At 71.6% G+C, this 22,802-nt stretch carries 24 protein-coding genes and 1 pseudogene; 3 read left to right on the top strand and 22 right to left on the bottom strand.

Annotation, left to right across the window (positions count from 1 at the left end; genetic code table 11):
• Positions 1–37 precede the first annotated feature (37 nt).
• Positions 38–1,429, bottom strand: a complete 1,392-nt coding sequence (locus tag AB0M47_RS20960) for a hypothetical protein (RefSeq protein WP_363416082.1) — start codon at positions 1,427–1,429, stop codon at positions 38–40.
• A 156-nt stretch (positions 1,430–1,585) separates the two neighbouring features.
• Here AB0M47_RS20960 and AB0M47_RS20955 point away from each other — a divergent pair, with 156 nt between their 5' ends.
• Positions 1,586–1,837, top strand: a complete 252-nt coding sequence (locus tag AB0M47_RS20955) for a hypothetical protein (protein ID WP_363416080.1) — start codon at positions 1,586–1,588, stop codon at positions 1,835–1,837.
• A gap of 28 nt (positions 1,838–1,865) precedes the next feature.
• Here the strand turns inward: AB0M47_RS20955 and AB0M47_RS20950 are convergent, their stop codons facing one another.
• The 4 genes from AB0M47_RS20950 to mobF all read right to left on the bottom strand — a co-directional run bounded on the left by AB0M47_RS20950 (position 1,866) and on the right by mobF (position 9,915).
• Entirely contained in the window at positions 1,866–3,053 is a 1,188-nt protein-coding gene (locus AB0M47_RS20950) for a zinc ribbon domain-containing protein (RefSeq protein ID WP_363416077.1), read from the bottom strand.
• The gene (locus tag AB0M47_RS20945) at positions 3,050–4,501 is read right to left on the bottom strand and encodes a TraM recognition domain-containing protein (RefSeq protein ID WP_363416074.1); all 1,452 of its coding nucleotides are present in this window, start codon (positions 4,499–4,501) and stop codon (positions 3,050–3,052) included. The genes AB0M47_RS20950 and AB0M47_RS20945 overlap by 4 nt, the downstream gene beginning before the upstream one ends.
• Positions 4,498–5,823 carry a M48 family metalloprotease gene (locus AB0M47_RS20940; RefSeq protein ID WP_363416071.1) on the bottom strand — a complete coding sequence of 442 codons (1,326 nt, stop codon included), beginning with the start codon at positions 5,821–5,823 and terminating at the stop codon, positions 4,498–4,500. The genes AB0M47_RS20945 and AB0M47_RS20940 overlap by 4 nt, the downstream gene beginning before the upstream one ends.
• Positions 5,824–5,919: 96 nt before the next feature.
• On the bottom strand, positions 5,920–9,915 hold the full coding sequence (gene mobF / locus AB0M47_RS20935; protein ID WP_363416068.1) for a MobF family relaxase: 3,996 nt from the start codon (positions 9,913–9,915) through the stop codon (positions 5,920–5,922).
• 234 nt (positions 9,916–10,149) lie between these two features.
• Between mobF and AB0M47_RS20930 the strand changes: the two genes are divergently transcribed.
• Positions 10,150–10,674 (top strand): hypothetical protein, encoded by a 525-nt coding sequence (locus tag AB0M47_RS20930; RefSeq protein WP_363416066.1) that lies wholly within the window; start codon positions 10,150–10,152, stop codon positions 10,672–10,674.
• Between the two features lie 147 nt (positions 10,675–10,821).
• Here AB0M47_RS20930 and AB0M47_RS20925 read toward each other — a convergent pair whose 3' ends face one another.
• From AB0M47_RS20925 to AB0M47_RS20890, 8 genes are all read right to left on the bottom strand, one after another.
• Entirely contained in the window at positions 10,822–11,469 is a 648-nt protein-coding gene (locus tag AB0M47_RS20925; protein WP_363416063.1) for a hypothetical protein, read from the bottom strand.
• Positions 11,466–12,143 carry a hypothetical protein gene (locus AB0M47_RS20920; RefSeq protein WP_363416060.1) on the bottom strand — a complete coding sequence of 226 codons (678 nt, stop codon included), beginning with the start codon at positions 12,141–12,143 and terminating at the stop codon, positions 11,466–11,468. The genes AB0M47_RS20925 and AB0M47_RS20920 overlap by 4 nt, the downstream gene beginning before the upstream one ends.
• 102 nt (positions 12,144–12,245) lie before the next feature.
• The gene (locus AB0M47_RS20915) at positions 12,246–12,704 is read right to left on the bottom strand and encodes a hypothetical protein (RefSeq protein ID WP_363416057.1); all 459 of its coding nucleotides are present in this window, start codon (positions 12,702–12,704) and stop codon (positions 12,246–12,248) included.
• Positions 12,705–12,871: 167 nt separating this feature from the next.
• Positions 12,872–14,539: a ParB/RepB/Spo0J family partition protein gene (locus AB0M47_RS20910; RefSeq protein ID WP_363416054.1), complete on the bottom strand. Its 1,668-nt coding sequence runs from the start codon at positions 14,537–14,539 to the stop codon at positions 12,872–12,874.
• A 218-nt stretch (positions 14,540–14,757) separates the two neighbouring features.
• Positions 14,758–15,564, bottom strand: a complete 807-nt coding sequence (locus tag AB0M47_RS20905; RefSeq protein WP_363416051.1) for a hypothetical protein — start codon at positions 15,562–15,564, stop codon at positions 14,758–14,760.
• 48 nt (positions 15,565–15,612) lie between these two features.
• Positions 15,613–16,233 carry a hypothetical protein gene (locus tag AB0M47_RS20900; protein ID WP_363416048.1) on the bottom strand — a complete coding sequence of 207 codons (621 nt, stop codon included), beginning with the start codon at positions 16,231–16,233 and terminating at the stop codon, positions 15,613–15,615.
• Between the two features lie 59 nt (positions 16,234–16,292).
• Positions 16,293–17,216, bottom strand: a complete 924-nt coding sequence (locus AB0M47_RS20895) for a hypothetical protein (RefSeq protein ID WP_363416045.1) — start codon at positions 17,214–17,216, stop codon at positions 16,293–16,295.
• Positions 17,217–17,250: 34 nt separating this feature from the next.
• A complete protein-coding gene (locus AB0M47_RS20890) occupies positions 17,251–17,742 on the bottom strand; it encodes a hypothetical protein (protein WP_363416042.1) in 492 nt (163 codons plus the stop codon).
• Positions 17,743–18,547: 805 nt separating this feature from the next.
• On the opposite strand from AB0M47_RS20890, the gene AB0M47_RS20885 reads away from it, so the two are divergent.
• Positions 18,548–18,724: a hypothetical protein gene (locus AB0M47_RS20885; RefSeq protein ID WP_363416039.1), complete on the top strand. Its 177-nt coding sequence runs from the start codon at positions 18,548–18,550 to the stop codon at positions 18,722–18,724.
• A 328-nt stretch (positions 18,725–19,052) separates the two neighbouring features.
• Here the strand turns inward: AB0M47_RS20885 and AB0M47_RS20880 are convergent, their stop codons facing one another.
• The 9 genes and pseudogenes from AB0M47_RS20880 to AB0M47_RS20840 all read right to left on the bottom strand — a co-directional run.
• Positions 19,053–19,577 (bottom strand): ATP-binding protein, encoded by a 525-nt coding sequence (locus AB0M47_RS20880; RefSeq protein WP_363416036.1) that lies wholly within the window; start codon positions 19,575–19,577, stop codon positions 19,053–19,055.
• A 12-nt stretch (positions 19,578–19,589) separates the two neighbouring features.
• The gene (locus tag AB0M47_RS20875; protein WP_363416033.1) at positions 19,590–19,850 is read right to left on the bottom strand and encodes a hypothetical protein; all 261 of its coding nucleotides are present in this window, start codon (positions 19,848–19,850) and stop codon (positions 19,590–19,592) included.
• Positions 19,851–19,912: 62 nt separating this feature from the next.
• On the bottom strand, positions 19,913–20,401 hold the full coding sequence (locus AB0M47_RS20870) for a hypothetical protein (RefSeq protein ID WP_363416030.1): 489 nt from the start codon (positions 20,399–20,401) through the stop codon (positions 19,913–19,915).
• Complete coding sequence (locus AB0M47_RS20865) at positions 20,398–20,862, bottom strand: hypothetical protein (protein WP_363416027.1); 465 nt, start codon at positions 20,860–20,862, stop codon at positions 20,398–20,400. Before AB0M47_RS20865 ends, AB0M47_RS20870 begins: the two co-directional genes overlap by 4 nt.
• A gap of 94 nt (positions 20,863–20,956) precedes the next feature.
• Positions 20,957–21,208, bottom strand: a complete 252-nt coding sequence (locus AB0M47_RS20860) for a hypothetical protein (protein WP_363416025.1) — start codon at positions 21,206–21,208, stop codon at positions 20,957–20,959.
• A gap of 23 nt (positions 21,209–21,231) precedes the next feature.
• Positions 21,232–21,432 carry a hypothetical protein gene (locus AB0M47_RS20855; protein ID WP_363416022.1) on the bottom strand — a complete coding sequence of 67 codons (201 nt, stop codon included), beginning with the start codon at positions 21,430–21,432 and terminating at the stop codon, positions 21,232–21,234.
• A 35-nt stretch (positions 21,433–21,467) separates the two neighbouring features.
• The gene (locus AB0M47_RS20850) at positions 21,468–22,082 is read right to left on the bottom strand and encodes a hypothetical protein (protein WP_363416019.1); all 615 of its coding nucleotides are present in this window, start codon (positions 22,080–22,082) and stop codon (positions 21,468–21,470) included.
• The gene (locus tag AB0M47_RS20845; RefSeq protein WP_363416016.1) at positions 22,079–22,552 is read right to left on the bottom strand and encodes a hypothetical protein; all 474 of its coding nucleotides are present in this window, start codon (positions 22,550–22,552) and stop codon (positions 22,079–22,081) included. The genes AB0M47_RS20850 and AB0M47_RS20845 overlap by 4 nt, the downstream gene beginning before the upstream one ends.
• A 22-nt stretch (positions 22,553–22,574) precedes the next feature.
• Positions 22,575–22,802, bottom strand: a pseudogene (locus AB0M47_RS20840) (hypothetical protein); the annotation flags it as partial.

Genomic DNA, 22,802 nt, shown 5'->3' with positions numbered 1-22,802 from the left:
CCGGCACTCCTGGTAATCGGACCAGGCGGGCTCGGCGTTACTGCGCCTGGTCGGGGAGCAGGCGGGCGAAGAATTCCTCGAACGCGGCCATTTCGTTGTCGGCGAGCTGGCCGTCCATGCTGATCCCGGTGAGCAGGGTGTCTACGGTGATGTCGCGGGGGATGTGCAGCTGGCGTTCGGCCTGGCCGATCAGTTCGCCGAGCATGCCCAGGGCTACGGACGGGTCGTGCCGGATGTACCAGGTGAGCGTGTTGGCCAGGGCCGGCACCAGGCCGTAGAAGTGCTGGGCGTCGGGTTCGCCCGGCCGGATCGAGGCATCGGCGGCCTGTTGGGCGGCGAGGTCGCCGAGGATCGCGTACTGGATAGTGGTGGCCAGCTGCTGCATCGGGACGATGTGGTCCAGGCCCGTGGCCACGTGCCAGCCTAACTGCTCGGCGACCTGCGCGACGGATGCCTCGGTACGCCAGCGGCGCGCCCACCGCCATTGCATGCCCGCCCGCTCCCACAGGTCGTAGGTGAACTGACGGGTGAAGCGCTGCCACAGGTCGGCCACCCCACGCGACAGGTTGTCGCGGTCGCCATCGGCGTTCATCGTGGCGGCGATCTCTTCCGGGCTCTGCCTGCGAGCCTCCGCGTACTCCTCGGCGACCGGGCGGGACCACAGACTGCGCCGGCCGAGGGTCACCTGCGGGTCGGGCACGTTGTTCTCGCCGCGGGCCATGTAGGCGCGCAGCGTGGAGGCGACCATCCCGGCGTGCTCGGCGAGTTCGGCGCTGCCGATCAGTTGGTCGGCGGCCAGTTCCGGCGCGGTCGCGGTGACGACGCATTGCTCCAGGGGTAGGCCGCCTCGGCGAAGATGCTCCCTGGTCCACAGGGCCAGGTCATCGGCCCAGGTGCCGAGGTGCGGCTGGTCGGGGTCGACGTCGATGACCGACAGGACGGCGGCCTTGTCCGGGTCGCCGGCCATCGCGCGAAGGTCGGCTGCGGTCACCACGTGGGCGCCCGGCACCACCCGGCGTATGTACGTCTCGCTGGCGCGGTCCCAGACCTGTAACGGCCGGAACCAGGTCGTGCCGTCCCACCAGTAGCCGCCGAATCGGTACAGCAACGCCGGGCCCCAGAAAGCCATGTGGACACCGGAGGCGTCCTCGGCCTTGTGGAGCACGACCGTCCGGCCGTGCTGCGGATCGAAGCGCACACTCCAGGCGAGGTCAGTGCGGAGCGGGTCGGTCGTGTACGCCACCCAGCCGTCGCCTTCGCGGATCGTGTCCTTGCGGCCCCACATGCCTTCGTACGTCTTGCGGCCCACCTTCTCGACGGCGTCCGGGTCGTCGACCGGGATGTGGGAGTCGTCGACGAAGGGCAGGTCAGGGATCGGGTGGTCGGTACGCAGGCCGTTGGCGATCGGACGCCACTTGTACCTGTACATTGCTGCACTTCCTCCATCTCTGTTGCTGTAGATATCTACAGCATACACAGTGGAGGCATGATGCATCGAACTTTGTTGAGGTCGATATTCGACACTGGACAGGCCTGGCCACGCACAGGCCGCTGGTGGGCCGCGCTGCCCCGTACGGTGACGTGCGTGACGACACCGGACCGCGAATTCACCCTCACCACGCCGATCGAGCTGACCGTGACCGCGACCGGCGGCAACATCAGCGTCTGGCTCAACGGCCATGCCGTCGAAAGCCCCGTCGTCATGCCGCCGCGGCGGCCATCCGAGACGGTCGAGGAGTGGACCCGTCATCGAGATGAACGGGCGGCGGCACTGCACCGCGATGCCGTGGCCGGCCTGGCGCAGCTGCTCCGGGAGGTCATGGAACGGAGAAGGTAGCGCAGCGCCTGACCGAGGGCGGCTGTGGTTAGAAGAGGATGCCGGACTTCCCGCCGACCCAGAGCAGTTTGCCGTCCTGCAGCTTGATGTCGCCGTAGACGGTGATCTCGTACTCCTCGACGACGGTCTTGCCGCCGGTGGCGAACGCGGCGACCTCCAGCCGGGCGACGCCGGCCGTGGCGGTGGTGAGCGTGGCCAGCGGTCCGCCCTGGTAGGGCTTGTCCACTGGCGTGAGCTCGATGACCGGGTACTTGGTGATCGTCCACTTCGCGCTGTTGATTTTGCCGAGGTAGGAACCGTTGCGGCTGAAGGGGCAGGCTGGCAGGTCTGGATCGGCTCGCTGGGCGCACACGTCGACGCGGGCCCTCACCTGGTCGTTGATGGTGGCCAGCGCCTCGGGCTTGACCGTCAGGTCCAGGGTCACGGAGGCCGGCCGTCCGCGTCCGCCGGGCACTGCGACGGTCTTCGCCGCTGCGGTGAACAGGGTGTCCTGGTCGGTGCCGGTCACGGTGTAGACGCCGGGCGGGAGCGCGAGCGCGCCGTCTGTGGCCGCGGTGGTGGTGGGGCGGGGGGTGCGCAGCGTGGCGACATACGCATTGCCGATGCGGGCGCGCTGCATGGCTCCGCCGACGACATCCAGCAGGCCCGTAGTGCCGTCGCTCAGGCTCCATTCGCGTACCGGCCCGGTGCGGTCTCGGGTGACCGCCACCGATGTCTCGACGTGCTGACCGGCCACCGTGTAGGAGACGGCCACGTACGCCACGGCTTTGTTGGGGCGTTGCTGCTCTTGCGGGCCGCCGTAGGAGATCTCACCGATCTGCACATCGGCGGGCGGAACGTAGCCAGCGGCTGCGAGGAAGTCGTCGCGGAGCAGTGCTGCGGGCGACAGCGCGGCCGCGGCGGCGGTGTCTCGGCGCTCGAGTACGGCGAACCACGCTCTGACCGGTCCGTCCGGCGGGTTGACGACGTCTTGCCCGAACCAGATCACCGCCGCGGTGATGGCGAACGTCAGCACTGTGGCGATCGCCAGAACGCGGCCCCATCGGGCACGCCACCACGCCCAGCTGCGCCAGGTCGGCCGCGACGAGATGGGCACCGGCGCCAGCGCGGCGTCGACGTCGCCGGCCGGGGCAAGGTCGCGCCCGCATGTGCGGCAGAACCGGGCGCTCGGCGTCACCGGCGCTGCGCAGTGCGGGCAGGTCACGGCCTGGCTCATACCGGGCTCCCGGCCGCGGCCGCGACCTCGTCGGGGGTCCAGCCGCTGACGGCCGCGAACGCGTCGACCAGCGCGGCCGGTGGAGTGCGGACGAGGACCGGCTGATCGCTGCGGTAGAACATCCACGCGTGGAACGGGCTCAGCTGCTGGATCTCCTGGATCGGCAGGACGGGCCGGTACTGGCGGGTGATCGAGTGCTGCCGGTCGGTGTCGTGGCCGGCGGCGAAGCCGTTCGAGCGGCCCCGCTGCATGTCGACGCCGGACTGGTAGAACGTCGCGGACGGCTCGCGCAACTCTCCGGCCCAGTCGGAGACGTTTCGCAGGTCGGTGCCGCTGCTCATGCCGCCCTGGATGAGCTTGGCCGTGGTGGCGGTGAGGATGGCCTGTGCCTGGTGTTCGCCGTACCGCTCGCGCATCGCGGCCAGGGATTGCGCGGTCCAGATGGTCACCTTGCCCCGGCCGCCTCCTTCGCTGACCTGCTCGGGCAGGCTCGGGATGGGGGCGATGTTGGCCACCTCGTCCAGGGCCAGCAGCAGTGGATCGGTCAGGACGCCGCCGTTGGCTGCGGCGATCTCGCTGGCCCGGTCGCTGATGCTCTCGATGATGCCGACGATCAGCGGCGCGACCTGTTCTTGCAGGTGACGCGGCCCGACGACGAACAGGCTGGACTTGGTGGCCAGGAACAGGTCGACGTCTAGTCCCGCGAGCTCGGTGGAGTCGAGCACGACGGGCTCCACCGTGGCGTCGATCGCGTTGATCGCCGCCGAGTAGAAGCTGCTGCGTTCGCGGTCGGCGACGCGGTTGATGCCGTTGAGGTCGTCGGACCAGCCCCGCGCCGCGTCGGGGTGCGTACGCAGGATCTCGACCGGCTGGTCCAGCTCCATCAGCGTCAGCCAGCTGCGCACCACCGACAGCGGCTGGTCGGCGAGCGCGGCCGCGTGGAACACCCCACGCAGGATGCGGCTGGCACCGGTGCGCCAGTGGCCGGCGCCAGCGAGGCCGTGCGTCGAGGTGGTGGTCATCGCCGCCGCCCTGCGGTAAGCCACGGACGCGTCCTTGCAGCCGGCGTGCGGCGACCAGCCCATGGACCGCACGCCGGGCTCGGTGCCGAACGGGTCGTAGATGTACACCTGGCCGTGCGGTTCGGCGAGCCTGCGGCGCTGGTCGCCGGTGGCCTGCAACAGGTCGCCTCGCGTCGACGTCGACACCATCGGCCCGTCCCAGCTGAGCAGGTTCGGGATGAGCACGCCGCTGGTCTTGCCGTAGCCAGGTGGGCCGACGATGGCCAGGGAGTCGCGCAGCTGGTTGGTCCAGCGTCGTTGCCCGGTCGCGTCGTCGAAGCCGAGGAACAGCCGCCGGGTGGGGCGTACGGCGAAGGGCTGCAACCCGCTGATGTCGATCGCCGGGTCGATGGCTGGCCTGGTGGTCTGCTCGGCGGTGCTGGTCACGGTTCCCCCATGTGCGACGTCGTGGAGTCCAGGCTGGTTCGCGGCCCGACCAGGCTGAACTCGTTGTGCGGCGGGTAGATCCGCCCGGGGATCTCCAGCCGTTCCATGCGCAGTTCGATGTGCGGGTGCGAGGTGGACATGACCTCGTCCCAGCCGTCGAGCGCGGATTCCCAGATCCCGATGCGGGCCAGGGCTCGGCGCAGGCCTTCGCCGTGCCCGGCAGCGCGGGCGTCGGCGTCGGCGCGGTAGGTGGCCTTGCGCATTCCGCGTGCCCAGACGGGTCGGACGATGTAGCGGACGGTGGCCAGCACCGACCACAGCACCGACCGCAGCAGCCATTGGATCGGGCGCCACCGGGCGACGCGCAGCAGCCGGTACGCCACCTCGTGCAGCAGGTACAGGGGGAATCCGCAGCCCTTGATCCAGGCGGCGGCGGTGGCGTCGCCGTGGTGCCATCGCGACAGCTCGTGCGCGAGCACGCCCATGATGGCCCGCCGGTCGCGCTCGAGCTCGTCGACGAGCCCGCGGCTGATGACGATGGACCGGATGGTGGTGTACGCGCGTGGCCCTCGGTCCTCGGTGACCAGCAGCACCGGCGGCCGGGCGATGCCCATGTCCCGGGCGACTTCGGCCAGCATCGGCGACAGCCAGGCGTCCTCGCGGCGGCTGAGTCGCCGGCCGCCGGACAGCAGTACCCCGAACCGGTCGAACGCGGTCGACGCCATCATCGTGACAGTGCCGAAGAACAACGCGACGGCGATCTGCCCGAACCCGACGAGGAACGGCCAGGTGGGATCGCCTGCGTACAGGCTTTGCCACGGCCAGGCGAAGGCCAGCCAGCCCAGCGTCCGGGCACCGTTGACCGCGCCGATCACGCCGCCGACGACGCCGCCGATCTGGATGGCGGCCGTGGGCAGCAGGTCGATCGGATGGACCGGCAGCGGCACGGCCCACGTCATGAGCGTGTCGAGGCGGGCGAGCAGGGTCGGCCCGGCGAACGTGCCTTGGACGGTGCCCGCCAACCCGCCGACGATCGCGCCGAGCATGGCCATGAGCAGGACGAACGGCACACCGAACCAGGCGCAGAAGATGCTGATGGCCGTCGCTGGGGCGTGCTCCCAGCGCAGGAACGCAAACCAGGTCCTGGCCGGTGGCAGGTGGGCGCGCCGCCGCACGGCGGGCGGGTCGCCGCCGCGGCGTACGTCGTCGGCCGGCGCCCGTGGCGCGGGCACCGCGACCGGCAGCGGTTCAAGCAGCGCCTGGCAGTGCGGGCACACTGTCGCGGCTGGATCCACCCGGCCGCCACATTGGTCGCAGAACATGACCCACCTCCCCGTTAAGTGATCGACTGTAGGGGGTCGATGCTGCGGTTTCACTCAGGAATTCGGTGCGATGGCAGCGCTCACGGGTCGCTTGGGCTACAGCCCGAGATCGGGTCCGTGGCGTTCCTGCTCGGCGGCCCGCTGGGCTTCGTGCTGCCGCTGGTGCTCGCGTTCGCGCTGGGCGCGGGCGTCGGCAGCCAGCTGCTGGCGGCGGTCGTCTGCTTCGGCGGCGGCCTGGACCGGCTCCAGCTGCTGCCGGGTGGCCTGCTCGGTGCGCAGTTCCGCCGCGCTGGCCCGGTCCTGCGGGAACGCTGCGGCTACCAGGCGGGCGGAACGCTCGGCGTCGGTCGGGGTGGGCGGCTGGGCGGCGTCGTCGACGTCGCGGGTCACCGCGTCGCGGCTGGCCTGGGCCCACCGCTCGCGCAGGTCGGCCAGGGCGGCGCGGACGTCGGCTCCTTCGGGTAGGCCGGCCGCGCGGGTGTGGTGGGCGGCGCGGGCTTGCTCGGTGCTGGCCATCTGGTCGTTGCGCAGGATCGTGTCGGTGGTCTGCTGGAGTTCGGCGCGGGCCTGGTCGGGGTTGATGCCGCGCATGACTTGCGCCCAGCGGGGCCGGGCCAGGTCTTCGGCCAGTTCACGGGCACGGGCGCGGGCCCGGCTGGCTTGCTGGCCGGCGGCTGTCGCACCGCCCAGTGCGGTGATGGCGCGTTCCAGGTTGTCCCGCTGGGTGCGCAGGGCACGCGCGTGCGGTCCCTGGCCGGCTGCCGCTTCGGAGCGGCGGGCCTCGGCCTGCCGCTGGGCGTCGTCGGCGCGGGCCTGCGCGGCGGTCTCGCGCCGGTCGGCGTCCAGGATGGCGCGGGTGAGCTGGGCGTCGGTGAGCTTGCCGTGGCGGCGGTGCCGCCAGCCGCGCCCGTCGACGGCCTCGTGCTCCTCGCGGACGCGGGCCGCAGCGCGCTCTGCGCGTACGGTGTCGCGCGGGGTCTGCTGGGGCCGGGCCGTGGGCGGGGTGAGGTTGACGCCTTCCAGTTCGGACAGCACCAGCTCGTTGGTGGCGTCGGCCTGGGCCAGGGCGCGGCCGTACGCGGCGACCGCCCGGTCCAGCTCCTCGGCGGGGCTCTGGGGCGGGCCGAGCCGGGCCAGGGTCGCCTCGTCTTCGACCAGGTCGCGGGGCAGGATCAGGTGGTTCTGTTCGCGGGCGCGGGTCATCGCCGGATAGAGGGTGTTGGGATCCAGGCCCGCACCGTAGGTGATCGCGTATTCGGTGGTCAGGCCTTGCGCCTTGGCGACGGTCAGGGCGTAGCCGAGTGACAGGCCACCGTCTGCGATGTAGGTCGGCGAGACGCTGGCGGTCACCAGCTGCGGCCCGTCCGGGCCGGTCGCGCGCCACTGCACCCGCATCTGCCGGTCGGCGTCGACGCCGACGATGACGCCCCGGTAGCCGTTGAGCAGGTCCGGGCTGTCGGCCCGGCGCTCGTTGAGGCGCAGCAGCACCTGATCGCCGACATGAAAGGCGACCCGTTGCCCGCCGGCCAGGACGTAGACGTGCGGGTCGTCGCCGGGCAGCTCGCCTGCGGCCAGCCGGATCGCCTGCGCTGCGGCGTTGAGCCGGTCGACGTCGGCGTTGGTGCCGGCCATGAGCAGCAGCTGCGCGATGCGATCGTGCGGGTCTTCCCACTGCTGACGGACCTGCTCCCAGCGGGCCAGCATCGTGGCGTGGGCGTGGGCGGCGTCGGCGGCGGCGTGGATCCGCCCGGCGCCCGACCAACCCGTCAGCGCCTCGGCGAGCTTGCCCGAGCGCCACTGGACCAGGGCCGCACGCTCGGCTTCGTCACGCTGACGGCGGTTCTCGGTCAGCGTCAGCCCGCCGACGACCTCGTGCACGGCGGTGAACGTGCCGCCGATACCCGGGGCTTTGAGCTGCAAGGGGTCACCGATCGCGACCACCTTCACCCCGTGCGCGCGGGTGTGGCGCAGCAGCTGCGCCATCTGCCGGTCGTCGACCGTGGCAGCCTCGTCGACCACGAGCACGTCGACGTCGGCCAGACCGGTGCCGTGCTCGATGCGGGCCAGCCAGGACGCGACGGTGGACGACCGGATGCCGGACTCGGCCTGAAGGTTCGCCGCCGCCACGGCGGCGTTGGACGCGCCTCGCACGGTCAGGTTCTCGGCCTCGTACGCCGAGCGCAGCGCGTCCATGATGGTCGTCTTGCCGGATCCGGCGACGCCGATCACGGTGTCGACCTGATGACCGGCGTGCAGGAGCCGTTCCAGCACCTGGCGCTGCTCGCCGGACAGCTGGATGTCGCGGCCGGCCTCGAACAGGTCGAGCGCGGTCGCGGCGGCCTGCGGGTCGGCGACGGCGACGCCGGCGTCGAAGCCTTCCCGGGCGGCGGCCAGGATGTCGCGCTCGGCGGCCACGATGTCGGCGGTCGTGTAGCGGGCCGAGTTGGTCAGGTGGGTCGCCCCGGCGTCGGGCATCGCCACGGCGTACCCCTCGATCTGCAGCACCTGCTCGGTCAGCGCCTCGGCCTCGTCCAGCGTGGCCACACCGCCGGGCAGCGCGTCCAGCACCGCGGCGAGCACATCAGCCCTGGTGACCACCTTGCGGTGGACGGTCAGACCGCCGTCCTGCTGGAACATGAAAACCCTGCGGGCGGTAGATGTTTCCTGTTGCCCGTCGCGGAACACCCACTGCGCCACCTGCTGCGGCGTCGGCGGTGTCGGCGTCGACGGGCTCGTGTCCGGGCCGGGCATCGCGGCCGCGCGAATACTGGCGGGGTCCAGGCCGGCGGCGCGGGCCTGCGCCTGCCAGTCCTCACGCAGGTCACCACCAGCGCCGGGGGTCTGCTTGGCCTCACGGGACACGGCCGCGGCCATCTTGCCCTGGCCGGTCGTCACGCCGTCCGGGTCCAGACCAAGCCGGGCCAGCGTGTCGGCGATCTGGTTGTGCCGCTTGGCGAACAGCTCCCGGGCCTGCTGGGGGATCTCGGCGATCTTCCACGCGCCGGTCGCCGGGTCGCGTTCCCACCCGATGCCCCACCGGCGGCTCGTCTCTGCCCGCACCTGCGCCTTGAACAGGGCATCTGCGGCGTGGGCGTGGCGGTGCAGGTCGCGGCCGCCCGCGCCGACCGTGCTCCATTTGCCGTCCTGCCCGTGCACGAGGTTGGCCAGCGTGACGTGGGCGTGCCAGTGCGGATCCGGGGCGGCGCCTGCGACCGGCCGGGCGGTGCGGTGCACCATCGTCCAACCGAGCAGGCCCGAGGTCGCCATTCGCTGACCGGTCTGCCCGTCGCCGTGGTGACCACGCATCCCGTACCCGGCCCACTGCTCCATCGCCGCGACGGTCCGCCGGACGCTGGCCATCAGCACCTGCTCCAGCTCGTCGGCGGTGTCCTGGTCGGCCATGGCCATGAGCACGCCCACCGACTTGTCCGTGTCCAGCGTCAAGTCGTAGCCGCGGTTACCGACCACCACCCGGTCGGCGGCGTGCTGGCGGGCGGTCGCCAACTCCTGCGCCTCGTACAGCTGGTCCAGGTCGATCCCGGCCGCGATCGCGATGCGTTCCAGGTCGGCGACCGGCACCCGATGCGCCTCGCCCTTGCGCTGCACCCCGCGCAGCGCCCGGCCGTAGAGCCCGCTCACCCCGTGACCGGCGATGATCGCGCTGACGGGCTGCTCGCGGAACGCCGCCGCGGCGTCGACCGCGTCCAGCAGCGGCCGCGCCGACAGCTTCGCCCGGGGGTCGGTGGCCTGCTTCGGGTCGACCAGACGCTCGCCGGTACGCGGGTCGCGGCCGTCCATCAGCGCCCGCGCCCATTGCTTCTGGTGTTCGGTCATCGCCGTGCCGGCGTCGATCCCGACGTCGGCCAGTCCGCCGCCGATCCATTCGAGGGCAAGCTCGTCGCCGAGCCGGTAGGCGATCTGCGCGTCGGTCGCGGTGCCCTGGGCGACGGCACGGGCGTGCTGCCCGTCCAGGGCGCAGCCTGCCGCGTGCTCCAGGCGGTACTCCACCTGAGCCATATCAGGGCCGAGCGTCGTCACCCACGCCATCGCAGTCACCTCCCCCGAGACGCGCAGCGGATCGATCCTGGTCACCGCGTCAGCGGTGACCAGCTAGCTCCCGGGCTCTGCCCGCGTATCGCAGATACCTTGGTGCTTACAGAGTGAAGAGAGCTATAAGGATCAAGAGTGACATGGAAGATCAAAGATGGCTAGGGGGAAGGTCGGATAGCTGGTGTGAGGTGGGTGACGGGTGGATCGTCGGGTGTGGAGGATGGCGCGCCGAGTAGGAGTGCGACATGGGCACGGCCCGCGAATACAGTGACCGTCATGACTTCCTCAGGCGATGGCGATCGGCCGCGTTTCGGTGTCGGCAAGTTCGGGCGGCCGTTGTGGAGTAGCCGGGATCGCGACGCGGAGCGGGTCCGGGGCACGCTGCGGTCGGCCGGGTTCCGCGATTACGGAGTGAGGCACCTCGACGGGTTCGCGGTGGAGGGCACCAGCGCTGGCGACGGCGAGCCGCTGTATGTGGCGTTCTGCGGCGACAGCGGGCAGGCGGCGGTGCGGCTGGCTGCGTACCGGGTCGTGTTGCAGCGTCGTGGCTTCGGCGTCGAGCCCGACCTGCAGGACGCGCAGTCCCTGATCGTGCGTGTTCCCGACCGGCTGCGCCCGGATTGGGGCGCGGTGGCGTTGCGGGTCGCGGTGGTCCTGGCGATCGTCGCGTCCGTGCTGGTGGCGGTGTCGTTCGGGTCCGGAACCCGGGGATTGGTCGGCGGGGTGGGCGGTGCCGTCGCCGGCGTGGTCGCGGTGTGGCTGGCCGGCTACTGGTATCGGGGTCGCACGGCGTTGCGGTGACGTGGAGACGACGCAGCCCCGGCCTGCGGGCCGGGGCTGTTTGCTGTCACGGGGTCCGTTCACGAGTGCAGCGGCCGGTGGCGCAGCCGTCCGGGCGCGTAACTCGAGGACGGACCGTGGACTGGCCGGGATGGCGCGACGGCCGGGCTACTCGCTGGTCTTTCCGCGACGGACGGTGATGCCGGGCCGGGTGGCCTGGTGTGCGGCCAGGGTGGCTCGGTACCACTCGCGGTGGGTGTAGACGCCGAGGTTGTTGGTCAGTTCGGTCTCGACGTCGGGGCGGGGCAGCTGCGGGTAGCCGGGCAGGGTCTCGCCGAGGGCAGCGGCTTGCCAGTACGGGCGCGACAGGCGCACGTAGTGGTCCAGGGTGGACCGGTCGATGTGCATCGCGGCGGCGGCACCGTCTGGGTCGAGCAGTTCGCGCGGGTCTCCGTCGTCGACGGCCGGCGGTCGTCCGGCTTCGCCGCGCGCGTAGAGTTTCTGCACGTAGGCGTCCACGCCGTCCGGTCCGTCGAGCGGGTACCACCAGCTGCGGCCGATCTTCTCCAGCGGCTGGGGGAAGTCCGGGTCTCGGCCCGCGCGCACGTCGATCGCGCGGCCGGCGGCGACCCCGGCCAGGATGGCGATGCCGGGGCGGTCGGTGCACTGGCGTCCCTGGATCTGGCGGATCTGCGGGGCGGCCGGGATGCCGGGCGGTGCGGTGTCGGGCACGTAGCGCTCCTGGGTCGGCGGGCGCGCTGGGCGCCGGCGTCGTACGGGTGCGCTGGCCAGGGTATCGGGCACGGTGGCAATCACGGCTGCGTCTCCTTCGCGTTGCTGGTCAGGGACTCGTGCTCGGCCACGAGGGTTTCCAGGGCGGCGGCGTACGCCAGATGGTCGGCGAGTTCGGCGGTGCTCTTGTCGATCTGCTCGCGGGCGGCTCGGATCGGCCCGTGGTGCAGCTGGGCCAGCCGGGCGGCGGCTCCCCGGCGGGCGTGCGTACGGGCCAGGTCGGCACGGTCGGGCCGGGCGGCGTAGAGCAGCAGCAGCTGCGTGATGACGGCCAGGGCCAGGCGGTTGGTGCGCTCGGGCACGGGGCGGCTGGTGGTCGGGCCGGTGGAGCGGTGCACGCCGTAGCGCTGCTCGTCGCGGGCGAGGAAGTCGAACGGGTCGACGCGGCAGCAGCCGACCAGTTCGATGCCGTAGACGTGGGGCCGGTTCTCGCGCCGCCAGGAGGCCTCGTAGTGCGGGCCGGTGCCGAATCGCAGCTCCACGCCGTCGGGGATGACGGCGCGTTCGCTGGCCGTCCACAGGAACGCCGGCACTGCGACGAACGTGCCGCCGACGTGCGGGGCTTTCACCGTGTAGGTGATCTCCGCCCGTGCTGCGTCGACCGTCTCCCGGACAGTCAGCAGCCCATACGTTCCGGGCATGCGGCGCCGGTGGACGGTCACCACGGGATCGCCCGCGGGTGTGAGCCGGGCTGGCATGCGGTGCCTCCGTTCCGGACCAAAGTCCGTAACAACCTGACAGTCTTACGAGGATCGGCCGGGGGGCACAGGACCCCCGGCCGCGTGGTCTTGCGTAACACCCTAACAGTCTTCGCGGTCTGGGTCTACAGCGGCCGTTTCGCCCTGCGAGGCGGCGCGGTGGCGGGTGATGGTGTGGATGATGTGGCCGGTGATGTATGCCTCGGAGACGTTGCCGGGGCTGTCCCACGCGGGCGTCTCGCCGTCGTCGTCGCGGCCGATGTAGAACTCGGCTGGGCTGGCGTAGGCGCGCCGGTCTGGTCCCTCGAACCAGCCGGGGCCCGCGACCAGCTCGTAGCGTGGGCTCGGCGGGTATTCCGGGTCGGGGGTCTGGTTGCCGATGTAGATGGTGGCGCAGCCTCCGCCGGTGTGCTCGACGTAGGCGTAGATCCCGGCGTCTTTGAGCAGCTGGACCATGAGGTCCATGTCCAGCGGGGCGGCTTTCGGCTCGGCTTCGGCTTCGGCGGTCATCGCGTCGAGGGCGGCGGTGAGCTTGGCGAGGGTCGCGGGGTCGATGGGCATTCGGGGCTCCTTCGGTGTGGGTTTCCCGGCGTGGTCGCCGGGTGGGTGAGCGGTGCGCGGGGGCCGGCCGCCCCAGTCGCGATCTGGGCGGCTCGATGCCGGCCGGATCGCGTCCCGCGTGCGGCGGGTGGGGCGGCCCTGGTGGCAGGCCGCCCCGGAGGGCTGGGCTATTCGGTCAGTTCCTCGGCGTACAGGTCCTCGGGGTCTGCGGCGGCCTCGATCTCGGCGGCGTACATCTGCTCCAGGCGGTCGCCGTCGTCCTCGCCGTCGTGGTCCTGGCTGCGCTCGCCCGGGTCGTTGGTGACGGGCGCGGGTTCGGCGGGCGGGGCCTGGGCGGTGTCGGTATCGCGGTCGTCGTCGGCCTCGGCCGGTTCGGGCTTGGCGGGTTCGCCGGGGTCGGCGGCCGGGGCGGCGGTGATGGTGGCGCGCTTCTCGACGTCGGACAGGGCGTATCCGAGCGACTGGAGGAACAGCAGGTAGCGGCTGGTTGCGGTGTGGTGGTGGCGGTACGCCTGCTTGGTGGTGCGGGCTTCGTACGCCGACAGGATCAGGGCGAGGGTGAGCAGCTGGGCGCGGCCTTCGCTGGCTCGGGCCATCTGGGCGGCCAGGGCCTGGCATCCGGCGATGCGGCTGGTGGTCTTGATGCCGAGCAGGTTCAGCGCCATCTCGTTGTTGCCGCTGAGGGCCTGGCTCAGCTCGTGGTCGGCACGGGCCAGGGATTCGGCGATGAACTTGGCCGCGCCCTTGGGGGCGGTCTTGGTCTGGAAGAACTTCGCCAGCCACGCCCGGCGTACCTTCTCGGCCGAGTCCCACGCGCGGTTGCTGTCCAGGACGTCTTTACGGTCGGCCTTGGCCGCCGCCTTCTCCTCGGTGGTCATGTCGGCCGACCGGAGCTTGGTGGGCCGCTGGGCGTCGTAGTGGCGGTACGCGGACAGGTCGCGGCAGGCGTAGCCGATGACGTACGGGGGCTCGTCGCGGCCGTAGGTGTTGGCGATGTAGGCGCTGTGTCCGGCGCACGTGGTGTGCGCCTGGGGGTCGACCTTGTTGCCGTCGCGGTCGTACAGGTTCTCGACCTTGCCGGTGTTGTTCTTGATCCAGCTGCGGGGCTCGTCGATGACCCGGATTCCGGCCTCGGTGAGCTGGTCAATCAGCGACTGCCGGTAGGCCGCGCGGTCGCGGGCGTCGCGCAGTCTCTGGGCCTCGTGCTCGAACTGGCCGCTGTAGGCGGCCGAGATGAGCGTCTCGACGGCGTCCGGGTCGTCCTCGAACTCGATCAGACCGGCTGACTGCTCCAGGGTGAGCGGGTGGGCGTCGGCGACGGCCTGCGCTTTGCGGCTCTTGGTAAGACGCGTGGCGGCGTTCACCTCGGCCTCGGTGGCAAGGCCAGTGCGGGCGATGTCGCCTGCGGTCATGCCGAACAGCACCAGCTGGTCCAGGGCTGCGGCCGTGTCGCTGGCGGTCATCGCGTCGCGCAGGATGTTCTCGGTGAGCTGGGCGGCCACCCGCTGGGCGTCGTCGGGCGCGGCGCGTACCAGGATCGGGACCTCCGGGCGGCCGACCTTAACGGCGGCCAGGGCCCGCCGCTGGCCCTTGATCACCTCGAAGGTGTCGGGTTCGGTCTCGCGGACGGTGATCGGCTCCTGCACGCCGTATTCGGCGATGCTGGCCAGGAACTCGGGCGACAGGTCGACGGCGGTGCGGACGTTGGTTCCGATGATCAGCCGGGCCGGGTCGACGTAGCGCAGCTCGGCGCGGGGCTGAGGGCTGACGGTGACGGGGGCCGGGGTGGTCTTCCTGCCGCCGCGCTTGCGGGCGGGGGTCTTCGTGGTGGTCATGACGGGTGCGCTCCTTCGTGGCTGGTTCTGGGCTGGGCGGGGCATCGCGGGGTGCTGGACTGTCGTTGGCCCGGGGTTTCGCGGTCTGGCTGCGGGAGGCGGTGGGTGACCCACCTGGCCGCGAGTCGGGCGGCTCGATGCCGCCCGAATCGCGTCCGGCGTCCGCTGTGCCCGGCCGGGGCCGCAACCCCGGCCGGACGTAACAACCTGACAGACTGCTATTGCTTGGTGTTGGCGGTGTTCAGGCTGGCCACGGTGTCGGCGAGCAGGCGCAGGGCCTGGGCGCTGGTGTCGTTGCCCATGTGGATCACACGGGTGTCGTGGTCGGCGCTGGCCTGGGCGTCCGGCTCGTGGGTGAACGTCCATCCGGCGCGGGTCAGCTGCACGCGCAGGGACTGGGCCAGCGACTCGGCCGGAGTGAGCGGTAGCGGGTTGCACGCGAAGTCGTGCGGGTCGCACTCGGCGTCGCCGCACTGCGGGCACGGACCGTCTGGGCTTTCCAGGATCGGCATCACCTCGGCCGGGTCGACGTCGTCGGGGCCTTCGGTCTGGCTGACGTCGTAGACGGTCATCATGCGAAACCGCACGGGTCCGGCCTGGTCGCCGTCCCCGTCCTGCTCGACCGGCTCGGCGTCGGCGGCCTGGTCTTCGGGCCGGGCGTCGCGGCCCTTGGGCCGCACGATCCGCATCGGGCGGCGGTCGACCACTGCCCGGCCACGGGCGCGCCAGCCTTTGCCCGTGTCGACGTCGGACAACTCAATCCCGAGGTCTTCGGCCTGGGTCATGAGCAGGGCCTGATTGCGCAGGCTGTAGCCCAGAATCCGGGCCGACAGTCCCCCGGCCAGGGTCCGTGTGATCACGGCCGTGACCATGCGCCCGGCCGGGTCGGCTAGCGCGTCGTCGGCGCGGGCGGTCAAGGCGGCGTCGGCGGCCTTGAACTGCTCGATTTGCTCCGGGGTGTAGCGGCTGGCGCGGCGGCCGGTGCCCTTGGTGGTCTTCCTGCGGGTGCTGGTCCTGGTCGGCATGGGGGTGTTCTCCTCTCGGGCGGCACGCCCGGCGTGGGCGTGCCGGGGTCAGACCAGGCGGGCGGCGGCCCGGCCGATCTCGTCGGGGGTGGCGTGGGCGATCGCGTCGGCGGCAGCGGCCAGGTCAGCGGTGTCGGCTTCGGCCTCGGCGGCGCGGGCTTCCTCGGCCCATGCCTGCTCGCTGGCCCGGAGCAGCTGCCCATAGGACAGGTGGCACTGTTCGATGTAGGCGCGCAGGGCCGTGAGCAGGCCGTACGTCATCCTCACTTCAATGTGGGCGTGCTCGGGGTAGTCCTGCGGCTGCGGGTCGGTGCCGTCGACGTCCTCGATCCACAGGCCGTGCTCGGCGAGCATGTGCCGCACGTCGCAAAGGAAGTCGCTGACCACGTAGTAGGCGTCCGTCTGGACGGCGGCCCACAGCTCGTGATGCAGGTCCGGGGCGTCGGGGCCGGGCGGCGGGCCGGGGTGCAGGATGATCGGGCCCCGGCCGGTGGCCACGGAATAGGTGACCATCGCGGCATAGGCGTGATCGTTGAGCATGTCGTAGACGGCGGGGCCGAACGTCGCCGGTAGGCGGTCGACGCTGGCCGCAGCAACGGCGGTGAACGTGTGGACGGCGGCTCGCGCGCACTGGGCGCGGTGGGCGTTGTGCTCGGCAACGCTGTGCATGCGGGGTTCTCCTTCGGTCGGGTACGCCCGGCGGCGGGGCCGGGCGTACCGGGTGGGTGTCAGGCGGCGACCGGCTGCCCGGTCTCGACAAGGGCGGCCTTGCGGGGGCGCTTGGCGTGCCCGTGGGTCGGGTCGGCGGGGTCGGCCTCGACGTCGGCGATGAACGTCACGACTCGTCCGCGCAGGGCCGATAGCGGCTCGCTGCCCGAGCGCAGGGCGGTCGGGACCGTGGTCCACAGCGCCCATCCCTCGCCGGTGACCTGCATCCGGTACCGGGCGGCCCCACTGCGGGCGTACTGGTTGTCCTGAATGGACGTCGCGGCGACGGTGCCGGTGACCTGCACGGCCTTGCCGACCGGGAGTGGTTCCACGGCGGCCAGTCCGGCGGCCATGCGCTGCGCGCGGCGGGCCTCGGTCACCGCGACGGCGGCGGCCCGGCGCTGCGCGCGGCGCTCGGCGGATTCGATCCAGCGGCGCGCCCCGTCCACCTGGGCGGTGCTGAGCGCGCGGTAGTCGGCCACGCGCCCGGCCAGCGAATCCAGGAAGTCCGAATAAGGCCGGTCATCGCTGAGCAGCCACGTCACGACGTCGGCCGACTCGGTGTCGGCGGCCCACTGCTCGAACGCGCGGACGCGGCTCGCGTGGGCTCGGACGCGGCGGGCCTCGGCCTCGGCCTGCCGGTCGCGCCATGCGTGGATCTCGTCGGCCAGGGCCTCGGCGTCGGTGGTCTCCCACGTCTTGCCGTGGTTGTTGCCTGCGCATCCGCATTCGCAGTCTTTGCCGGTGGCCTGGTGGCACCGGGGGTGGCAGATCTCGGCCGTGGTGGTCGCGTAGATCCGCTGAGCTGTGGCGGGCGTGCCGCACACCGGGCACGTGATCGTGTGGCGGTCGGCGGCGGCGTGCTCGTCGGTGACCCGCACGGGCCGGGCGCAGGGCGTGCACGCGGCGACGAAGTGCGGCGTACGGCGGGCGTTGATGATCACAACTCAGCTCCTTATGTAACAACCTGACAGACTGCTAGAGGTACATTCCGGCGTGCTCGTCGCAGTAGGCCGCGCCGTTGAGCGCGGTCCATTCGGGGGCCTTGCGGCACGTGAGCGCGCCGCACGGGTCGGGCTCGATCAGCTGGACGTGAAGCCACAGGCTGCGTACGGCGGCGTCGTGGTGCCACGCCATCACGCCGCGCAACGGCCGGTGCGCGACCGGCGTCCCGTTGAGCGTGAGGCGCAGACGGTCGCGGCGGGCCTGGACGATGTGCGAGAACACGATCAGGAAACCGTCGTCCACGATCACCACCTGGTCGGTCTGGTGGTCGTCCTCGCGCCAGTAGCGGGGCATGACCGCGTGGGCCTCCCACGTCTTGCCGTCGAACACCTGGCAGACGGCCTGCGCAAACTCCCGCGTGGCGGTGTGAAACGACTCCTCGCGGTAGGTCAGCGGCTCGATCTGGGGCACCTCGTACGCCTTGCACCGCTGGAGTTCGCGGGCAGTGTCTGCGTCGGTGAACATCGGGGCTCCTTCCTGCGGTTTCTCTCTCCCTCTCATGTAACAGCCTACCAGATTGGAGGGGTTATGACTACTCTGACCTGCGGTTTTTCTGTTTCTGATCTTTGTTTTCGTCCACATTGGGGCACGGTCGGTCCGGCGGCGGGCCGGGGGTTGCCGCGCCCGATGGGCGGGGCGGCGGCTCCTGCCGCCGCCCGTACTCGGCGCCCGTGGTCCCGACAGAGGCTCGCGGTCAAGGCCGGAGGCTCCAAGATGCTTCCTGCCGCGACGCGGCGTTCAGGAAGGATGTTGGAGGTGGCCTTGACCGCGAGAGTCGGGGCCGTAAGCCGGGTGCGGCTGAAATAGCTGGCCGCCGTAGGCGGTCCGATGGCCAGGCGGTCTACCGCCTGGCGCTTGTGGCTCGCACCGGCCGGCGGTGGGTGAGGCCGGCGGATCCGGCTCGTGGTGACCAGACGATCAGCCGGCAGGAAGGCCGGCCACGGCCGACCGGTGCCCGCGGGAGCAACGGCCGCGCCCACGGCGAATGTGGGAAATGATGCTCTTGACCTGGAGTTTCCAGCTTCAACGCTCGCCGCGCCGCTCGCGCCTGGCGCACCCGGCCGCAGCGAGACGCCTGTGAGCTGGGAAATTCACACCCGTACCGGCCGGGACGCTCGTCGACGTCGCATCCGGTGGTCACTGAGGGCTTGTGACCTGGGCGGATGCTCGGCCGAGCCAGCGCCAGCCCATCGCTGCACCGTTGCTGAGCTGCGCAAACGCGATGCACTATCGGTGTGTGCTGATCTGCGGCTGCTGCGGAGCGTGGTCGGTGGAGCCCGTCGTGCTCGATCGCGGCGGACGTCGACCAGTGCGGCTGCTGCGCGTGCGGCATCTGGGCTACGTCGTGGCGGAGGTGACCTCGGCGGACGAGGCGACGGCGGTCTTGGAACGCGCCGGCGTACTGGCGCTGATGGTTCCAGCGGAACACCAGGAAACATCCCACTAGCTGCACAAACGTAGGCCAGGCTCCGCCTTGGGCACGCGACGCGCGCGTGCGCTTGATCGGTTCTTCGCGCGATCGGGCAAGCCGCCGATCTTGGTTGTGCGTTGCTGAAGCGCAGCCTGCTCGGTTCGAGCTGCCGGCGATGAGGTTCGCGCGCGGCACCGGCGTCAGCCGGTGCCGCGCAGCGGGTTCGGCAGCCTCGAACCGCGGTCGTGATCGCCGTCGTCGGGTCGTACGCCGGTATGAGCTGGGCTGCATGGCACGGGTCTTCTCTACGATGCGGCGGAGGACCGGCCGGGTGCCCGGCCGGTCCTCCTTCTCGCGGTCCTCGTCAGGTGGCGGGTTGACCGGCCAGCAGGGCACCGGTCGGCGAGTGCACGGCGGTGAAGCCTTCGGCGATCAGCTGGGCGGGGTGGGCTGTCAGGTCGCGGATGGCTGCGTGGACGTGCTGGAGGACGGGGTCGGGCACCCGCCGGCCGTACCTGCGGCCAGGCGGCGGGCCTGGCCTTTCGGCGTTGCGGGCCATGGCCAGGTCCAGGTCGACGTCGAACAGGACCACGCGGGCGGGTACGTCGACGGCCCTGGCCAGGCGGATCAGGTCGGCGCGGTCGTTGACGCTGGCCGACGTCGCGTCGACGACGGTGTCGCGGCCGTAGCTCAGCCTGGCCTCGACCAGCCCGAGCATGACCGGCACAGCGGCCGCGGTCGCGTCCTGATCGTTGATGTCGTCGCTTACCCAGCCACGCACGGTGTCCAGACAGACGACCGACGTCGCCGGCAGCCCGGCGGCCGCGCACCAGTGGCTCTTGCCGGACGCTGGGGCGCCCACCAGGACGGTGAGGGTCGGGATGGTCATCACCAGCCGCCTCTAGACCTGCTCGCGCAGATCGATCACCAGCGTGCGGACCTGGGCCGGATCCGCGCCGATGTCGTCGCTGAGCTTCATCAGCGCCTTCACGGGCGTGTAGTCCAGATCGGCCAGCAGGTCGGCCCGGCGCAGGATCAGCGCGACGGCCAGGGTTTCCCCGGTCGACCAGGCCGGCCACGGCTTGCCCGCCGCGTCGAGCTCGCGGGCGGTGCGGGCCTTGGCCAGCCAGTCAGCCGGCAACGGATCGTGTTCGTTCTGCATGGGTGGGGGTCCTCTCTACGGTTCGGTTGGGAGAACCGGCCAGGTACCAGCTGGCCGGTCTCCTACTTGTCGTCGCTGGTCAGGGTCCGGATGATCGCGCCGTCCAGGCGCTGGCGGGCGTCGAGCGTGTGGCCGGTGCACATGGGCGAGCCGTCGCCGTGGGCGTCGCTGACGAAGAACACGGCGGGCTCGGTGCACGGCAGCGCACCGCGGGCGTAGTTCCAGGTGCGGCCGCAGCCGGGCTCGCGGCACCAGCTTTTGCCGCCGCCATCCGTAAGGGTGTTGCCGTGCTCGGGGCACACGCCCCAGTCGACGGGGCAGTTGCTGCGGGCGCGTACGCGGACCAGGTCGCTGGCGGTCTTGTTCAGCGCCTCGCCCGCCATGCGGGCGTAGCCGGCCGCGTCGTCCAGGCGGAAACGCGCGGAGCGGGTCGGGTCGTCGGCGGCCGCGCCGAGCCGCTTCTCGACGTCGGCGATCGCGGCGGCCAGTTCGTCGACGCGCGCTGCGAGCGCCCGCAGCTCGGCCGGGGTGGGCACGTTCTCGCTGGTCATGCCGGGTTCTCGGTGGGCTGGGTGGGGTGGCGCTCGTTCCAATCGGCGTCGAGGTAGGCGTCCTGGGCGGCCCGGAACGCGGCGCCCAGGGCCGAGACCTCCTCGAAGTCCTTCCAGGACTCGCCGGACAGGCGGCTCATGGTGTGGCGGATCTCGGCCTCCACGCGGACGACGTCGCTGCGGGCATCCTGGTACGCGGCCTGGGCTTGGTCGACGGCGGCCGACAGGTGCGGCTGGCCGGGGTTGGCCCGGGCGGTGGTTGCGGCGGCCTCGCATGCCTGCCACGCCTGCTCTTCGCGGGCGAACGCGTCGGCCTGCCGGTCGAGGCAGGCCGCCATCTCGGCCTGGATGACCTGGGCGCGTTCGAAGTAGGCGGCCGATCGTGCCCGGTGCTCGGCGAAGAGCCGGTCGGACTCCTGCCGCAGGGCTTGCACGGCCTCCGAGCTGGTGTGCTGGGACATCTGGGTTCCCCTTCTCAGGTGTTTGTGCTGTTGAGGTCGAGTCTTGTGCAGGTCGGCGTGGTTCTCGATCCCCCGCCAGGGTTGGCGGTGCTGGTCAGTAGCCGTGGCGGCCCAGCGCGGCGAACGCCGCGTCCTTTTCGGCCGGGGTGGACTCGCCCAGCGCCGCGTAGTACTCGCGCTGTGCCTGCTCGAACGCCAGGTGGGCGGCTGTGGGCTCGTCGGCGAGCATGATGCGATCATCGGCGTCGGTCTCCCGCATGCCGAGGTTGATCAGGCGGAGCACCTGGTCCCGGCGCACCGGCTGCGGTTCGCTGGCGCGCCGCAGGCGCTGGAGGAAGGCGAACATCGGACTCTCCTTCGTGTTCGTGGTCAGTCGTTGGCGCCAGCGGCCGGTGGGGTGCGCCAGGCCGCGACCGCACCCAGGAAGGTCACGGCCAGGACGAGCAGTGTGGCCGGCCACGGGTGGCGGGTGGTGTGCAGCTGGTCGACGAGCATTGCCGCGCCGGTGACGGCGAGCGCCACCGCGACCACGCGGGCGGCCATCGGGGTGCGGATGGACTTGGTTGCCATTGCAGATCTCCTTGGGGTTGGAAAGGGCCAGGTCATCAGTTGGCGGGGATGTCCTGGGCGCGGGGCAGGCTCGTGGATCCGGACAGGCTGGCCGCACGGGCGCCGGTGTCGTCGGGCTCGGTCCACCCGGCGACGCGCCAGCCCTCCTCGGCGATCTGCTCAGCGGCCCACAGCGCGGCCTCGGTGGTGTCGGTGACGGCCAGGCCGTCATGGTCGCCGTACGGTTTGCCGTCGCGGGCGAGCTGCCAGACGTCGCCGTCGTGGCGCAGCGTCCACCGGGGTGCGCCGCGTAGCGCCCGCTGGTTGTCGCGGGCGGCCTTGGTAACGGGGGCGAGACCTGGCCAGGTGTGACGGGCCAGTTGCCGTGAGGCGAGGCCAGCGGATGCGGCCAGGTCGCTGTAGTCGGCTCCGGCCTCCGCGGCCGCCCGGGCGACGTCGGCGGTGTATTTGTCCAGCTCGGCTGCCATGTGGCGCAGCGCCTGCAGAACGACCAGGCGGGCGGTCCGGGTGGCATCGATGTCGCCGAGGTCGGTGTTGCGGTGGTACATGCCGGCGCCGGTCTGCCCGGCCAGGCGCCAGGCCAGCTCGCCCGCCACGCGCACGAGCTCGGCATGCAGCTGTCCCTGCTGGAGGCTGGTCAGGTCGTTCATCGCGCTTCCTCGCTCTGCGGTTCGGTGGTCTCGGCTTGCTCGTAGTCGGTCTCGGCGCCGGGGTACGCCCACTGCTCGGCGAAGTCGTCCAGGTCGGCTTCGGCGTCATCCAGCAGCTGGCGCAGCTGGGTGAGCGTGGCCGGGTCCAGGAGCACGGTCGGGGCGTCGGCGGGGCTGGCGGGCACGATCCGCAGCTCGACCGTCGCGGCCTGGTCGCCGTCTTCGTCAACCCACCACGACAGTCCTGGCCGCACGAGCACCTGATCACCGTCTCGGGTGGCCAGACCGCGCCAATCGGCCCTGTGCTGTTCGTACTGGTGCTCATCAGGATCACGGCGGCACCACGCCGGGCAGGCGTAAACGCCGTGGTAGCACATCGTTTCCTCGCGCTCGCCCATCGTCGTCGGGCGTCCTTCTTGGGTGCTCTCGCGCACGAGCGTGGATTCGTGCGCGAGAGCGGTCAGGCCCATCCCACCTGGTTAATGAGCGTGCTCACGCCTGCTCCCCCAGCTTCGGGCCCTCGGCGTACGCCCGGGTGATCCACCCGGCGATGACCTGCGCAGCCTCCGGGCCCAGCAGCCGTGCCACCGCGTGTGCCTGCTCCTGCTCGAAGCTGGTCAGCGGCGTCAGCCGTGCACCATCCAGTGCCCGCGCGAGCGCCAGCGCCGACAGTTCCTGCACGTCCCGCTCGTTCTGGGGCACGGCCCTGCTGCTCGCCTC

The organism is Hamadaea sp. NPDC051192, assembly GCF_040682475.1.
Classification (GTDB): domain Bacteria; phylum Actinomycetota; class Actinomycetes; order Mycobacteriales; family Micromonosporaceae; genus Hamadaea; species Hamadaea flava.
This window is presented reverse-complemented; position numbering and strand designations above follow the sequence as displayed.

What these genes read in the sequence shown, in the direction of transcription:
- AB0M47_RS20880 (WP_363416036.1), bottom strand. Translation starts at nt 19,577, where the DNA reads ATGACCATCCCGACCCTCACCGTCCTGGTGGGCGCCCCAGCGTCCGGC.
- AB0M47_RS20960 (WP_363416082.1), bottom strand. Translation starts at nt 1,429, where the DNA reads ATGTACAGGTACAAGTGGCGTCCGATCGCCAACGGCCTGCGTACCGAC.
- AB0M47_RS20890 (WP_363416042.1), bottom strand. Translation starts at nt 17,742, where the DNA reads ATGTTCACCGACGCAGACACTGCCCGCGAACTCCAGCGGTGCAAGGCG.
- AB0M47_RS20860 (WP_363416025.1), bottom strand. Translation starts at nt 21,208, where the DNA reads ATGTTCGCCTTCCTCCAGCGCCTGCGGCGCGCCAGCGAACCGCAGCCG.
- AB0M47_RS20930 (WP_363416066.1), top strand. Translation starts at nt 10,150, where the DNA reads ATGACTTCCTCAGGCGATGGCGATCGGCCGCGTTTCGGTGTCGGCAAG.
- AB0M47_RS20905 (WP_363416051.1), bottom strand. Translation starts at nt 15,564, where the DNA reads ATGCCGACCAGGACCAGCACCCGCAGGAAGACCACCAAGGGCACCGGC.
- AB0M47_RS20865 (WP_363416027.1), bottom strand. Translation starts at nt 20,862, where the DNA reads ATGTCCCAGCACACCAGCTCGGAGGCCGTGCAAGCCCTGCGGCAGGAG.
- AB0M47_RS20845 (WP_363416016.1), bottom strand. Translation starts at nt 22,552, where the DNA reads ATGGGCCTGACCGCTCTCGCGCACGAATCCACGCTCGTGCGCGAGAGC.
- AB0M47_RS20915 (WP_363416057.1), bottom strand. Translation starts at nt 12,704, where the DNA reads ATGCCCATCGACCCCGCGACCCTCGCCAAGCTCACCGCCGCCCTCGAC.
- AB0M47_RS20900 (WP_363416048.1), bottom strand. Translation starts at nt 16,233, where the DNA reads ATGCACAGCGTTGCCGAGCACAACGCCCACCGCGCCCAGTGCGCGCGA.
- AB0M47_RS20870 (WP_363416030.1), bottom strand. Translation starts at nt 20,401, where the DNA reads ATGACCAGCGAGAACGTGCCCACCCCGGCCGAGCTGCGGGCGCTCGCA.
- AB0M47_RS20950 (WP_363416077.1), bottom strand. Translation starts at nt 3,053, where the DNA reads ATGAGCCAGGCCGTGACCTGCCCGCACTGCGCAGCGCCGGTGACGCCG.
- AB0M47_RS20875 (WP_363416033.1), bottom strand. Translation starts at nt 19,850, where the DNA reads ATGCAGAACGAACACGATCCGTTGCCGGCTGACTGGCTGGCCAAGGCC.
- AB0M47_RS20940 (WP_363416071.1), bottom strand. Translation starts at nt 5,823, where the DNA reads ATGTTCTGCGACCAATGTGGCGGCCGGGTGGATCCAGCCGCGACAGTG.
- AB0M47_RS20855 (WP_363416022.1), bottom strand. Translation starts at nt 21,432, where the DNA reads ATGGCAACCAAGTCCATCCGCACCCCGATGGCCGCCCGCGTGGTCGCG.
- AB0M47_RS20850 (WP_363416019.1), bottom strand. Translation starts at nt 22,082, where the DNA reads ATGAACGACCTGACCAGCCTCCAGCAGGGACAGCTGCATGCCGAGCTC.
- AB0M47_RS20910 (WP_363416054.1), bottom strand. Translation starts at nt 14,539, where the DNA reads ATGACCACCACGAAGACCCCCGCCCGCAAGCGCGGCGGCAGGAAGACC.
- AB0M47_RS20920 (WP_363416060.1), bottom strand. Translation starts at nt 12,143, where the DNA reads ATGCCAGCCCGGCTCACACCCGCGGGCGATCCCGTGGTGACCGTCCAC.